The organism is Nocardia niigatensis NBRC 100131 (assembly GCF_000308655.1).
Lineage (GTDB): Bacteria > Actinomycetota > Actinomycetes > Mycobacteriales > Mycobacteriaceae > Nocardia > Nocardia niigatensis.
This window is the reverse complement of the sequence record NZ_BAGC01000048.1, coordinates 24,988-37,155: the sequence shown is the minus strand read 5'-3', so window position 1 is coordinate 37,155 and position 12,168 is coordinate 24,988. Positions and strand designations below refer to the sequence as shown.

17 protein-coding genes and 1 pseudogene are annotated in these 12,168 nt (G+C 66.1%); 7 read left to right on the top strand and 11 right to left on the bottom strand.

The window, feature by feature from the left end; genetic code table 11:
• Positions 1-30: 30 nt before the first annotated feature.
• Positions 31-213: pseudogene (locus ON33_RS43510) on the bottom strand (type 1 glutamine amidotransferase domain-containing protein); the annotation flags it as partial.
• A 146-nt stretch (positions 214-359) separates the two neighbouring features.
• Positions 360-794 carry a VOC family protein gene (locus ON33_RS23020; protein WP_040861134.1) on the bottom strand — a complete coding sequence of 145 codons (435 nt, stop codon included), beginning with the start codon at positions 792-794 and terminating at the stop codon, positions 360-362.
• Positions 795-892: 98 nt separating this feature from the next.
• On the opposite strand from ON33_RS23020, the gene ON33_RS41525 reads away from it, so the two are divergent.
• Complete coding sequence (locus tag ON33_RS41525) at positions 893-1,036, top strand: hypothetical protein (RefSeq protein WP_157184681.1); 144 nt, start codon at positions 893-895, stop codon at positions 1,034-1,036.
• Between the two features lie 105 nt (positions 1,037-1,141).
• Positions 1,142-1,621 (top strand): HIT family protein, encoded by a 480-nt coding sequence (locus ON33_RS23015; RefSeq protein ID WP_218001496.1) that lies wholly within the window; start codon positions 1,142-1,144, stop codon positions 1,619-1,621.
• Between the two features lie 360 nt (positions 1,622-1,981).
• Here ON33_RS23015 and ON33_RS23010 read toward each other — a convergent pair whose 3' ends face one another.
• A complete protein-coding gene (locus ON33_RS23010; protein ID WP_040861211.1) occupies positions 1,982-2,968 on the bottom strand; it encodes a helix-turn-helix transcriptional regulator in 987 nt (328 codons plus the stop codon).
• Between the two features lie 95 nt (positions 2,969-3,063).
• On the opposite strand from ON33_RS23010, the gene ON33_RS23005 reads away from it, so the two are divergent.
• The 3 genes from ON33_RS23005 (at position 3,064) to ON33_RS42535 (ending at position 4,669) form a co-directional block, all read left to right on the top strand.
• Positions 3,064-3,462 (top strand): VOC family protein, encoded by a 399-nt coding sequence (locus ON33_RS23005; RefSeq protein ID WP_040861132.1) that lies wholly within the window; start codon positions 3,064-3,066, stop codon positions 3,460-3,462.
• 504 nt (positions 3,463-3,966) lie between these two features.
• Positions 3,967-4,188 carry an EF-hand domain-containing protein gene (locus ON33_RS23000; protein WP_040861131.1) on the top strand — a complete coding sequence of 74 codons (222 nt, stop codon included), beginning with the start codon at positions 3,967-3,969 and terminating at the stop codon, positions 4,186-4,188.
• A gap of 235 nt (positions 4,189-4,423) precedes the next feature.
• Entirely contained in the window at positions 4,424-4,669 is a 246-nt protein-coding gene (locus ON33_RS42535) for a hypothetical protein (RefSeq protein ID WP_040861130.1), read from the top strand.
• On the opposite strand, the gene ON33_RS22990 is transcribed toward ON33_RS42535, so the two are convergent.
• The 7 genes from ON33_RS22990 to ON33_RS41515 all read right to left on the bottom strand — a co-directional run bounded on the left by ON33_RS22990 (position 4,666) and on the right by ON33_RS41515 (position 10,176).
• Complete coding sequence (locus ON33_RS22990; RefSeq protein ID WP_040861129.1) at positions 4,666-5,505, bottom strand: alpha/beta fold hydrolase; 840 nt, start codon at positions 5,503-5,505, stop codon at positions 4,666-4,668. The genes ON33_RS42535 and ON33_RS22990 overlap by 4 nt on opposite strands.
• Before the next feature lie 217 nt (positions 5,506-5,722).
• On the bottom strand, positions 5,723-6,661 hold the full coding sequence (gene sigJ / locus ON33_RS22985) for an RNA polymerase sigma factor SigJ (RefSeq protein WP_040861128.1): 939 nt from the start codon (positions 6,659-6,661) through the stop codon (positions 5,723-5,725).
• 72 nt (positions 6,662-6,733) lie between these two features.
• The gene (locus ON33_RS22980) at positions 6,734-7,669 is read right to left on the bottom strand and encodes an alpha/beta fold hydrolase (protein WP_083869214.1); all 936 of its coding nucleotides are present in this window, start codon (positions 7,667-7,669) and stop codon (positions 6,734-6,736) included.
• A gap of 45 nt (positions 7,670-7,714) precedes the next feature.
• Positions 7,715-8,257, bottom strand: a complete 543-nt coding sequence (locus tag ON33_RS22975; protein WP_040861210.1) for a YceI family protein — start codon at positions 8,255-8,257, stop codon at positions 7,715-7,717.
• 156 nt (positions 8,258-8,413) lie between these two features.
• Positions 8,414-8,704, bottom strand: coding sequence for a chorismate mutase (locus ON33_RS22970; RefSeq protein ID WP_040861126.1), 291 nt, complete (start codon positions 8,702-8,704; stop codon positions 8,414-8,416).
• 223 nt (positions 8,705-8,927) lie between these two features.
• Complete coding sequence (locus tag ON33_RS22965; protein ID WP_040861125.1) at positions 8,928-9,128, bottom strand: hypothetical protein; 201 nt, start codon at positions 9,126-9,128, stop codon at positions 8,928-8,930.
• 643 nt (positions 9,129-9,771) lie between these two features.
• Complete coding sequence (locus tag ON33_RS41515) at positions 9,772-10,176, bottom strand: hypothetical protein (RefSeq protein ID WP_157184680.1); 405 nt, start codon at positions 10,174-10,176, stop codon at positions 9,772-9,774.
• On the opposite strand from ON33_RS41515, the gene ON33_RS22955 reads away from it, so the two are divergent.
• Together ON33_RS22955 and ON33_RS22950 are read left to right on the top strand one after the other, a co-directional pair.
• Positions 10,175-11,053 carry a helix-turn-helix domain-containing protein gene (locus tag ON33_RS22955; protein WP_040861123.1) on the top strand — a complete coding sequence of 293 codons (879 nt, stop codon included), beginning with the start codon at positions 10,175-10,177 and terminating at the stop codon, positions 11,051-11,053. The two genes, ON33_RS41515 and ON33_RS22955, sit on opposite strands and share 2 nt — an antisense overlap.
• Entirely contained in the window at positions 11,050-11,262 is a 213-nt protein-coding gene (locus ON33_RS22950) for a DUF397 domain-containing protein (protein WP_040861122.1), read from the top strand. Before ON33_RS22955 ends, ON33_RS22950 begins: the two co-directional genes overlap by 4 nt.
• 500 nt (positions 11,263-11,762) lie before the next feature.
• Here ON33_RS22950 and ON33_RS38445 read toward each other — a convergent pair whose 3' ends face one another.
• Complete coding sequence (locus tag ON33_RS38445; protein ID WP_051152670.1) at positions 11,763-12,095, bottom strand: hemophore-related protein; 333 nt, start codon at positions 12,093-12,095, stop codon at positions 11,763-11,765.
• Between the last annotated feature and the right edge of the window lie 73 nt (positions 12,096-12,168).

Below are 12,168 nucleotides of genomic sequence, written 5' to 3'. Positions count from 1 at the left end.
TGCGTCCCTACTGGGTGAGGTTCGCCGCGCTCACCAGAGGGCGGCGATCTTCTTCGCCGTCTCCTTGGCTGAACCGGGGTTCTGGCCGGTGACGAGGTTGCGGTCGACTACCGCGTAGGAGACGAACGGCAGCCCGGCTACACGGTAGGAGCCGTAGGAGAGTTCGGTGTCGAGCAGGCCGCAGTGGCCGTGACAGACGGAGGCGATGATGCCGTGGCCGACGATGCTTGGTCATGCCCGGCCGTTCTTCGTGAGCAGGTGGTACGGCTCCGGTTCTTCTCGTCGTTTCGTGCGCATTCAGTCGACTCGGTGTGCGCCCACCCGCCGTGACCGAGCGCGAGGGCTCAGTGCACGGCCGGTCAGTCGAGACAGAACTCGTTGCCCTCGACGTCCTGCATCACGAGGCACGATTCGTTGAAGCCATCGGCGGTCAGTAGCCGCACCCGTACCGCACCGAGCGCAACCAATCGCGCACCTTCGGCCTCGAGCGCGGCCAGCCGCTCTTCCCCCACGAGCCCGGTTCCGACCCGAACATCGAGATGCACCCTGTTCTTGACCACTTTGCCTTCGGGCACTCGCTGAAAGAACAGTCGAGGACCTGCACCCGAGGGATCGACGCACGCGAACGCCGAACCTTGCCGCTCAGCCGGCAACGCGCGATCGAACTCACCCCAGCTGCCGAACCCGGCCGGCGGAGGCGGCACGACATACCCCAACACCTCGCACCAGAACCGAGCGACCCGTTCAGGTTCCGCACAATCGAAGGTGACCTGGACCTGCTTGACCGACCCCATCGCTCCAGCATAGATCCAAGCCCCGTCATCTCCCCGACGCGCCGCTCAGCCCGCGCCGCCTCGCATCGGTCCCTGCTCTCTGCGGTATGAATGAGCCTGTGGCGAGATCGACCGCATTTACCGGGAGGTGGATCTCCGACGGCGATTCGCTCTCGCTACACCGGGAGTTGGAGACCTGGGTCCTGCTCTTCGAGGCCGCAAGGGTTTCGATCGAGAACGGCACCATCATCGAGTTCGCCTGATAACCACCACATCTCGCGCCACCCCGCGCCATGATCCCGTCGCCCCGGAATCGGCCTGAATATCGTTCTGGCACCGATAATCCGACACTCCCGGTACTCCGGTTCTTGGGTACTGTCGCGGGAGTGGGGAGCGAGTGTCTGATCTGTGACAAGCATCGTGGCATCGGCCGTTTGGTCGGCCCAGTGATCTATGCGGATGATTTGGTGGTGGTGACGCACCGCCCGCTGTCCGAGGGTTCGCCGATGCCCGGCTATTTGTTCGTCGAAACCCTGCGTCATGTACCGACTTTGGCCGATCTGAGCGATGTCGAGGGGGCCGCGATCGGGTGGGCGATCCGCCGGGCCGCCCACGCGCTGCGCAGCGAGCTGTCCCCAGAGTTCGTGTTCTCCGCGATCACCGGCCGAAGTGTCGCGCACTTCCATCAGCACGTGTTCGTCCGCCCCGCCGGAACTCCGGACACGGTGTCCTGGTTCGACATCGACTCCTGGGACAACGGTCCGCGTATCGACGAAACCACGCTGGCCGCACTGTGCGAACGTCTTGCTGTTCATTTTGTGGTGGGCGAAGTCCAGGTGGTCCGCTGACCGGAGAGCGTCCTGCGGCAGGATTGTGCGCGGGTGTCGATGCTGAGGTCGACGGTCTAACCTCGCACGATCGCTGAGGAATTGGCGAAGTACGAGTGTTTGCAGCCGAAGGCGCGAGATTGCACCGCCTTTCGCATCTCGGCATCAGCTAGTGCTCGAACAGTGTCAGATCGACTCGGACATTTGACCTTCCGAGGGTCCGCGCTTTCCGCCTGGTCCAGAGCAACATCCGGCGTTCACTGATTCCCTCGTTGACGGAGCTTGCGACAAGTACGCGACGCCGGCGCACCAAGATCATCGTGGCCGACGGCGATGTGCAGGACGGAGGATGAGGGGCGAGTTGCGGAGGGCGGGCGGTTGTCAGGCCTGGTGGGCGCGGGCGGTGAAGCGGTCTGCGAATTCTGTAACGAGCGTACGGAGTTCGGCAGGCTGCTCGATGGTGAACGGACGGTCGAGTGTGGCCAATATCGGCGGGATCCAGTCGAGCCGTTCGGAGTGGATGACGACTCGATGCCAGCGTTCGTCGGATGGGTTCGAGTCCGGTGTCGGGTCGTCGTCTGTCATGGTGGCGATGCCGGCGGGAAGTTTGTGGCGGATCTGGTCGATCGTTGCGTGGATGCGCAGGGCCACGTTGTATCGGTAAGCGGCGGTGGCGAATCCGGCGAGCAGGGATTGCGCCGGATCGGGGTCCTCGACGGGTTCGAATGATCCAGGCAGGATTCTGGCATCGATGATGCGGTCGAGCCGTAGTGTCCGGTCCTGCCCGGCGCCGGGGTCGGTGCCCGTCACGTACCAGTGGCCGCTGTGCACGACGACCGCGCGTGCGTGAAAGACGCGTTGAGTGTGGCGGTCTTGGCGGTCGGTGTATCGGATGGCCAGAGGGCGGTGGTGGCGGATGGCATCTGTGACAGCGAGCAGCGTCGAGGCATCGGGGGTGGCGGAAGTGCCGGCAGGTTCGGTGAAGGACAGCGACTCGACGACGGCGGCGAGCCGGTTGGCGAGGCGTGTCGGTAGTACTCGCCGGATCTTGGCCGCGGCAGTGTCGCCGGCTGTGGCGGTCGCCGCCGATCCGGTGCGTTGCAGGGCAATCAATCCCATGAGCACGGCCAGTGCCTCGTCGTCGCTGAACATGAGCGGCGGCAGGCGGTAACCGGTGCCGAGACGGTAGCCGCCGTACCGTCCACGCACCGATTCGACGGGCACCTCGAGGTCGATCAAGTGAGCGATGTATCGGCGCACAGTCCGCGTGTCGACGCCGAGCTGGTCGGCCAGCTCCGCCATCGTCCGGGTGCCGCCCGACTGCAGCAATTCGAGTAGGGCGAGCACCCGGACTGTCGGTCTGTTCACAGTGCCCACGCTAGCGCGAATACTGGACCGATTCTGTCCTCTATTAGTTCTAGCCTCGGGAAAGCACCTGCTCAGCGAGACAAAGGGAACACATCATGGAGTTCATCTCGATCCGGATCATCACCGCGAACGTGGCACGCCTGGCCGAGTTCTACGAGAAGGCGACCGGACTCACCGCCGCGTGGCCCACCGACGATTTCGCGGAACTCCGGACCTCCCGCGCCACTATCGCCCTGTCGGGCACCCGCACCATCGAAATGTTCACACCGGGCGCCACTTCCGCTGCCGACAATCGCAGCGTGATCCTCGAGTTCTTGGTCGACGACGTAGACCAGGTGTTCGCGAACCTCACCGACCTGGTCACCGACGTCGTCAAGCGGCCCACCACGATGCCGTGGGGCAACCGCTCCCTGCTCGTCCGCGACCCCGACGGCAATCTCGTCAACTTCTTCACCCCGGTTACCCCGGCCGCGAAGGAGAAGTTCGGGCACTGACGCGGCCTCCGTCGGCGCTGCTGATCCTCGCGCACCGGCCGGTCCGGACAGCGCGGTCCGCCGCATCAGCGGATGCACGGCGTGGGTGCGGGCACACTCCACGCGGGCTCGACGCCCGCCGCGGCCACGAGCCCGGCGGGCGCGCGATGGCGGAATCCACCCGTGCCTGATGCCCAGAGTGCCTGCGGGCACACCCATGTCCGGGTCGTCGCAGGTTCGGTCGCAGGCGGGGAACCTGTCTACGAGTCACGATCAGGGCCTCGGCCCGTGCGGGTCCGATGTCGAGAACGTTGTTTTCCGAACGACTGATCGGGGTCAGGTGGCCCCTGCCGCGGTGGGGCTTCACCTCGTGCTGTGGAGACGTCGAGCCCCCGTGGTTCGGTTCGTTTCGATTTCTCGCCAATCCTGGCATATCAGCAAACTTTCCGCGTACGCTATTCGCTGGCTCGACAACGACCGAAGGTGTGACTGTTCAGCGGTAACCAACCGGTAAAGGAGACGAGCATGGACCAGCAGCAGATCAACGTCACCCGGCGTGAATTCGACCAGATCGACGCAGATCACGACGGCTTCATCTCCTTCGATGAAGCAATGAACTGGGGAATGGCCCAGGGTCGGAACGCGGGGGACATCATCGGGCGCCATCTTCAGCAAGACCGCGTCTCCGAGGATGGGCAGATCTCCTTTGAGGAGTTCCTGCGCTACAAGGAACTGATCAGCTACTGATCGTCCCTGCATTGCACTGGCCGCCACCGCCCGATCGGGCAGTGGCGGCCAGTGCCGCAAATCCGACAGCCTGTACCGCGACTTCAGCCCCTCCATGCAGACCATCCCGCGCGGCGCTCCAAAGCTGATACGAACACGCCGGAGATGGCTCGAGCTGGGAGCACCCCGACCGGCCACGGAAGCCTTAAGCGTCGGTCAGGGCCAGTTCATTTACGACTCGCCCAGGGACAACATCGTGATCGTCGAACCCAGCGAAGACCTCAACTTCGAGGAGAACATGGGCGAAGCCATCTTCGCGTTCCGCGCGGAAGCCGACGCACCGACCGGACATCACCGACCCGAACAGCGCGCCGCGGTGTCATCTTGGCGCGCCTCGGCAAACCGCCCCGGCTCCGAGCAGGTACCAGCTCGGATTGAACGCACGCTGCACGGCGTTTGGTACGTGCCGCCGGCTCGGGATGCCTCCCGGCCGGGCGGTTAGAGGGCGAGCATGGCGGCAGCGACCTGGTCGGCTGCGGTGCGGCGCAGAGCGGTACCCATGTCGTCGAGGACGAGCAGTCGCGCCCCGGGGATTTCGGCGGCGAGGATCTCGCCGTTGCCGACCGGGAAGAACGGGTCGGCGCGACCGTGCACCACGAGCGTGGGTATGTCGAGTTCGCCGAGTCGGTCCCGCCAGCGCGGGGCGCAGTCGATCCGGGAGAACACCATCCCGAGCTGGTTCGCCTGGTGCACCGCGGGATCGCTCGATGGCGTCCGGCCCCAGATTCGGGCCGCCGTCGACCGCGCGTCCTCCGGATCGTTGCCCATCGGCTCGGCTCCCGAGGCGGCGAACGCCGCGACAGCGTCCCGGTCGGTCCAGTCCGGCAGCGGGCGGGAGAACAGCGCGCCCATCACCGCGAGGTCGTGGTCGGGCAGGTCCGCGTCGGCCGGGCCCGGCGCCACCGGCCGGGTGCCGACGAGGGTCAGTGCGGAGAACACGTCCGGGTGGTCCAATGCGGCGACCTGAGCGACCATGCCGCCGACGCCGACGCCACCGAGATGGGCGGTTCCGGCACCGAGCACCTCGACCAGCGCGGCCGCGTCAGCGACGAGATCCCGCAGATCGTAGGCCGGATTCTCCGGGTCGAGGGTCGTCGACGCGCCGGAGTCGCGCAGGTCGTAGCGGACCACGCGCCGCCCGCCCGACGCGAGCCGCTCGCACAGCGCGTCGGGCCAGGACAACATCGTTGTGCCGCCGGCCAGCAGGACCAGCGGATCGTCCTCGCGGCCGAAGCTTTCGATGCCGAGATCCACACCGTTCGCCCGCACCGAGGTCATGCCCAACGGTCTCGTCATAGCTGGACTCCTGTCTGTCGGTTTACCCAGAGGTATCGACGATGGATTCACCCGAAAGTCATCGGTGTAGCCGACATCGTGTCCACACTCCCGCGATCGCCCCGGACTCGGCGCAAGCGTGCGCCGGCGGCCGAGCGACGCTCACCCATTGATCTTCCGCAGGTCCGCGCTGGGCCGCCTCGGACCATTCGGGTAGCGGCTACTCGAGACCGGCGTCAGGGTCGTTGCGCGTGATGGTGCGCGGGACTGTGAGGGTCGCGAGTTTGTCGGGGTTTCGGATGATGTAGAGGTTGGAGATCTTGCCTTCGGCGCTCTCGATCAGGCAGGCGGCTTCCTGGCGATCGCCGTCGTAGATGGCGATCGCGGGGGTGTGGTTGTAGGTCACCGACTCGAGTCGCAGGCCGGGCACCCGCCCGATCATGCGGAAGACATCGATCACAATGGTGGCAACATCCTGCGCTCCGAGGGCTCGCTGGCTCGCCGCGGTGACTTTGCCTCCGCTGTCGGTGGTGAAGGCGACATCGGGTGCGAGCAGCGCCAGCAGTCCGGACAGGTCGCCGGTGGCCGCCGCGGTCAGGAACCGTTCGGTGAGATCGGCGGTCCGGGCGGAGTCGACGGGCCCGAATCGGTTGCGCCGTGCTTGGATGTGGGCACGCGCACGGTAGGCCATCTGGCGTACCGCGGTCGCGGATTTGCCTATCGCCGAGCCTATTTCGTCGTAGGCGAAGCCGAATACCTCGTGCAGAACGAAGATCGCGCGCTCATCGGGGGTGAGCGTCTCGAGCAGCACGAGCATCCCCATCGATACCGATTCGGCGAGCACCATATCGGCCGCCGCATCCTGTTCGCTGATCAGCAGCGGCTCGGGTAGCCACGGGCCGACGTATTCCTCGCGGCGGCGGGAACCGGCTCGTGCCGCATTGAGGGCCTGTCTGGTCACCAGTTGTGCCAGATACGATTTGGTATCCCGCACGATCGTGAGATCCACCCGAGACCACCGCAGGTAGCTGTCCTGGAGCACATCATCGGATTCGGTTGCGGAGCCCAGGATTTCGTAGGCGATCGTGAACAGCAGCGGTCGCAGCAAGGTGAACCGCTCGGCGTGGTCGGTGGTGCCGCTGTGATCATTCATGCCCATAGGACACCGGCCACTCCCATGACATAACACCGCACGACACACATCACCTCGAGCCTCATTCTCGGCCGGAGGCTAATGCGGGCCGAAGAAGGCGGTGAGTTCGGCGGTGATCGTGGCCGGATCGTCCTCGTGGAGATTGTGCCCGGCGCCGGAGACGATCCGCAGCCTCGACGTCGGGATCAGGCGCGCGAGCGGCCGGGCCTGGGACGGGTCGACGACATGGTCGTTCTCACCCCACAGGATCAGCGTGTCCGCGCGGACGTCGCTCGCCTCCCGCTGCACGGCCGCCAGATCGAGATGCCGGGGCTGCTTCCACATGGCGGTCCGATTCTCCGGACGGCTGAGAGGGGCCCAGTACGTGTCGGTCAGGTCCTCGGTGAGTACCTCGGGGTGCGCGTACGCGTCTCGCAGGCTCGCTCGATAGATGCCCCTGGTCATCACCGACGTGGCCAGTTCGCCGATGACCGGCTGCCGCATCAGTTGCATACTCGCGTTGAGCCGGGTGTCGAGGACCAGTGGCGCGAGCAGTGCCAGCCGATCCACCTGTTCCGGATACCGTGCCGCGAAATCCACTGCGACGGAACCGTTCAGCGAATGCGCCAGGATGGATGCTTTCGTCAACCCGATTGCGGATACGAACTGGCGCAACGCATCCGTCATGGCGTGCACGTCGTATCCGAAGTCGGGATCGTGCAGTGTGGTGTACCCGGTGCCGGGCGGATCGACGGCATAGACGGTGTGGTCGGCGGCGAGCGCCGGGATGATGTCGCGGTAGGTGTAGGACCACAGGGTCCCGCCCGGCAGCAGGATGACCGGCGGTCCTTCGCCCGCTTTCCGATAATGGAACCGCGCCGACGGGGTGTCGGCATACAGCCATTCGCCGGGCGGCGGGTCCGCGCCCTGGTCGGCCCGGGCGGGCGCCGCCATGCCGATCATCAGCAGGACCGGCACCGCCACGAATACCCACCACCGCCGGCGTTCACGCCGTGGCACCCTATCGGCCGTCATTCACTTCCTCCTTGTCTTGCTCTGGCGGACAGGCATTTTCGCTGCTCAGGACCGGCGCACCGCGACCACATCGAACTCCAGCGTGACCTTCGGGCTGACCATGCCGGCGGCCGCCCTCCAGTGCACGCCCCAGTCCTTGCGGTTGACAATGGTGCTGCCGGTCAGGCCGAGCCGGACCGCGCCGCGCGCATCTCCTTCCGCGACAATCGATTCGAAGTCCACGGTGACCGGTGCGGTGACGCCGCGGATCGTCAGTTCGCCGGTGGCCCTGAGGGTTGTCTCGCCGGTCTGCTCCACCCGGGTCAGCGTGAAGGTGATCGTCGGGTGATCGTCGGCGCCGAGGAACTTCTTCGCCACCAGATCGTCGCGCCGCTTGTTGCGGGTGTCGAGGCTCTGCGCCCGAATCGTGAGCTGGGCGTTCGACTTCGACCGGCGGTCGCCGTCCAGGTGCGCGCTGCCCTCGAACTCGCCGAAGCTCCCGCGCACCCGGGTGGACATCGTGTGCCGGGCGATGAACCCGATCCGAGTGTGGGCGGTATCGAGGACGTAGTCTCCGGTCAGTTCACCGGGCTCGATCGCGGTCGTCACAGTGGGGCGAATGTTGTTGTGTTCGGGCATGCCAACGGGACACCGCCCACGGCTGTGGGATAACACCACGTGACGCAGGACACAGCCCTGACTCGGTTTCAACTACGACGGTTGACCAGGGCCCGCCTCTGTCGGTTGTACGAGTTCGTGCGGAGGTCATGGGTGTTCTGACTCGGTGAGGATGCGGTGTTGGTGTTGTTCCAGCTCGATGAAGCCGTCGATCAGGGTTGTGTAGACCTGCTCGACCAGGGTTGGTTCCACTGCGTGCTGGATGGCCAGGTCGTGCAGGCGGATCATCATTTGGGTTCGGCGGGCTGGGGCGCGGACCTCGTGTTCGTTGCGTTTGAAGGTTGCGGCGCGGAGGACCAGTTGTTGGCGGGCGCCCAGGAGCTCGACGATTCGGGCGTCGATTTCGTCGATTCGGTGGCGGACTTCCTCGAGGGACATGGGCCTCGATCCTTTCGATTCGAGGCCGCCGGTGCACCAGCCGGGTGGGGATGACGTATCGGCTGCCGCACGCGGCGGCCGATACGCATGCGCAGGTCAGGGCCGCCGGAACTCCGGCCACCACCACGACTGCGCCATCAACATCACTCCGGTATCAAACCACACCGTTCAGGTCATCGCGCAAATGAAACTCACTGAGCCGCAGGTAGCTTGGGTGCGGCGTTCAGCAGGTCAGTGCGGTCGTCAAGCGGGCGGCCTCATGTTTGGAGGCTGCGGCTATGCGCTTCTCGCCTTCGAGGCGGGCTTGGATCGCGGCGACCGAGTGGTGGTGCGGGGTGTGGGGGAGTTTCCGGCGGGCGGCCTGGGTGAGGTACCAGGCGACAGAGATGAGAGTGGCTGTGGTGGTGACGATCTCGGTGATCATGGGGTGCTCCCTTGGCTAGGTGGGGTAGGTGCGAGGGAGATCGCGGAGGACGATGCGGATCGCTCGCAGGACCGCGGTGAGGGGCTGGAGGGTCTCGCACTGGGGGTACCTGAACCAGTGAGGATCTGAGTCGGCGGGAGCGAGGGGCGCGGGGAGGGCGGGTGTCGCCCCGGATGGGAAGGGAGCCGGGAGGGTGGGCGAGGTTACGGATGGGAGGGGCTCGGGGAGGACGGGTATGGCCCCGGATGGGAGGGAAGCCGGGAGGGTGGGTGTGGCCCCGGATGGGCGGGGAGTGGGAAGGGTGGGTGAGGTCGTGGATGGGCGGGGAGCGGGGAGGGTGATTTGTCTTCCCGGCGGAAGGAACTCGCACTGCGCGCGGCGGCGGAGGGTGGCGGCACAGGGGGTCGGGTCGACTGGGGTGGGAGCGGCCAGGAGGATCAAGGTGGGGCTGCCGGTGCCGGCGTTCAGGATCGGCGTGACCTTCTTGCTCCAGAACAGCTCATCGTCGATCAGCGCCGCCAGGGCGCACGGCGCCTCGATCGCGCAGACATCGCTGGCGGACAGGGTGATTTGGGCACCGGACACCCGACAGGGCAGACCGTAGAGCTCCCGGTACAGCCATGCCTGCCGCTCCACTGGACTCTCACCGGTCATGCCTGCGCATGTGGGCATCGGCTCGCACCTCCTCCAGATACTTGCGGGCGCTCGCCGCGCGCGGACACGGCGGCTCGCAGGTGCCGTGGATTGTCAGGATCCCTTCGGCACGTTGGCGACTGACGGGCCAGATGCGGCTGTTGTGGCAACCGTCCGCGACCCATCCTTCGACTGTTGGCGGGTAGATGACCATCTGAGTCCTCTCGGCAGCGGGGTGGTCTACGTCGAAGCTCACCCCTGTTCCTGCGGCATGAAAACTGAAAACTGGAAAACCAGATCGAGTTTCCTGTTTCCCCAGCGCGCGTCCCGAAGTCGGTGGGACGATTTTCTCGATCCTGAAATCAAGGCCCGCGAAATCTGGGAACTGCGACGGCATCAGAACGGGAAAACCCATGCCCGAGAACACGAGTACCCTCACACGCCGCCAGCTGGGGCGGTACCTGCGCGAAGCGCGGGAGGCGGCGAAGTTGACGCTGAGTCAGGCGGCGAAGGTCATGGAGTGGGGCACAAGCACTCTCCAGCGGATCGAGGTCGGTGAAACGGCCAAGATTCGCATACACGACCTCGACAAGCTGATCAGTCTGTACGAGGTCGACGACCACTGGGCGGTCACCCTACGAGCGATGGCGCAGCAAGCGGCGGTCAAGAGCTGGTATCACGAGTTCGGTTCGGTTATCCCCGAAGACTTCCGGCTGTATGTCGATATGGAATACAACGCCCGCATCGTGACGTCCTTCCAGCCGGACCTCGTCCCCGGCCTGCTCCAGACTCGCCCCTACGCGCGGGTCCTGACCAGCGACGCGTATCCCGATGACGACGAGGGCAAGCTCGCCGGCAGACTCGAGTTGAAGGCCCGACGGCAGCGCGCGATCACCCGTGACGTCAACCCGATCCAGTTCACTGTCATTCTCGGGGAAACTGTCTTGCGCAGAGTCATTGGAGGGCCGAAGGTAATGGCAAACCAGCTTGAGTATCTCGCCACAGCCAGCACCCGGCCCAACGTCTCCGTCCGGGTCCTCCCGTTCTCCGCGGGAATGCCGACGGGTCGTCAGACCGGTCCATTCGTGATCCTCGAGTCGAAGCTCGACAATCGAGGCGATCCGGCCGAGCCGCCGACTGTGTACGGAGAGGGGTTCTCGACGGACATGTACACGGAGAAGTCGGACATCGTCGAAAGCTACGCATCCGCCTTCCGGACTCTCCAGCGAGCAGCGTTGGACGAGATGAGCAGCAGGCAACTGGTGCGTGAGGCAGTAAGGGAGTATCTGTGAACGACGAACTACGCGAAGCGCTTTGGTTCAAGAGCAGCAAGTCGGGCGGCGGCAAGGAGTGCGTCGAGGCCGCATTCCTTGCCGGGGGCAGGGTCGGTGTCCGTGACTCGAAGAATCCCGCCGGGCCGGCGCACGTTTTCACCGCCGGTCAGTGGGATGCTTTCGTCGGCGCGGTCAGGACGGGGAAGTTCGACCTGGGCCGCGCCTGACCGATCGGGCGGCGTTGCTGAAACGCGGACGGGTTCAGTACATTTCGACCGGGCCAGCACTCGGTGGTCGCCTATTCGTGCCGGCCGCACGCTTCATGGTCGTCGATGAAAATCGAGACCACATCGTGGAGGGCGGCGGGGGATGGGTACGGGTTCGGGCGGGGAACAGCCCAGCACACCGCCACGGCCCATCGATGTGCTGGCGTTGCCGCCCGGCCTGCCGCGCATCAACGGCCCGCGATGCGGCCGCATCCGAAGCGGGCCCGGTGATGGCGACATCCCTTCCACCTCGACGTCCAGTAGCCGCCCGGTGTGAGACAGGCTGCCGCCCCGCGGAACTCCCGAAACGCGACCGGAGGGTGCCGATCCCAGGGATCGGCGCCCTCCGGTCAGGGCCCGCGCCTCACGACTCGCGAGGGCAGTCGCCCGGCGGCCGAGCAGGCGAGGGATGAGGCTCGGTGGCGGGCGCTCGCGGGACATGGATGCGCGGTGGTGCGGGCTTACTTGTGCCGGCCGCAGGCCTGGTGATAGTCGATGACGGCCTGGCGGGCCGCCTTCAGGTCCTGCGCCTCCTGCGGGTTGGCCTGACGCCACGCCTTCAGTTCGGCGCGGCGCTGGTCCTTGGGCAGGGCCTTCACCTTGGCGATCTCGGCGGCCACGTCCGGGTGCTGCGCCAGGTAGGCGGCCACCTTGGGGGCGGCGTCCGCGTGGGCCGCGGCGGCGGCCTGGGGGCCGCACTGCGGGGTGTCGGCGGAGGCGGTGCCGGGCACGGCCAGGGCGATGGCGGCCGCTCCGGCGGCCCCGGCGAGGACCGCGGCAAGGGTGCGTTTCATTCTCACTCCAGGTTCGTGGGTTCGGTTCCCCACCGAATCTGCCCCGGCAAGCTGAAGGCGGCCTGAATCGGCC

What these genes read in the sequence shown, in the direction of transcription:
- ON33_RS22965 (WP_040861125.1), bottom strand. Translation starts at nt 9,128, where the DNA reads ATGATCACCGAGATCGTCACCACCACAGCCACTCTCATCTCTGTCGCC.
- ON33_RS41515 (WP_157184680.1), bottom strand. Translation starts at nt 10,176, where the DNA reads ATGGGTTTTCCCGTTCTGATGCCGTCGCAGTTCCCAGATTTCGCGGGC.
- ON33_RS22990 (WP_040861129.1), bottom strand. Translation starts at nt 5,505, where the DNA reads ATGACCTCGGTGCGGGCGAACGGTGTGGATCTCGGCATCGAAAGCTTC.
- ON33_RS38445 (WP_051152670.1), bottom strand. Translation starts at nt 12,095, where the DNA reads ATGAAACGCACCCTTGCCGCGGTCCTCGCCGGGGCCGCCGGAGCGGCC.
- sigJ (WP_040861128.1), bottom strand. Translation starts at nt 6,661, where the DNA reads ATGGGCATGAATGATCACAGCGGCACCACCGACCACGCCGAGCGGTTC.
- ON33_RS22955 (WP_040861123.1), top strand. Translation starts at nt 10,175, where the DNA reads ATGCCCGAGAACACGAGTACCCTCACACGCCGCCAGCTGGGGCGGTAC.
- ON33_RS22980 (WP_083869214.1), bottom strand. Translation starts at nt 7,669, where the DNA reads ATGACGGCCGATAGGGTGCCACGGCGTGAACGCCGGCGGTGGTGGGTA.
- ON33_RS22970 (WP_040861126.1), bottom strand. Translation starts at nt 8,704, where the DNA reads ATGTCCCTCGAGGAAGTCCGCCACCGAATCGACGAAATCGACGCCCGA.
- ON33_RS23020 (WP_040861134.1), bottom strand. Translation starts at nt 794, where the DNA reads ATGGGGTCGGTCAAGCAGGTCCAGGTCACCTTCGATTGTGCGGAACCT.
- ON33_RS23005 (WP_040861132.1), top strand. Translation starts at nt 3,064, where the DNA reads ATGGAGTTCATCTCGATCCGGATCATCACCGCGAACGTGGCACGCCTG.
- ON33_RS23000 (WP_040861131.1), top strand. Translation starts at nt 3,967, where the DNA reads ATGGACCAGCAGCAGATCAACGTCACCCGGCGTGAATTCGACCAGATC.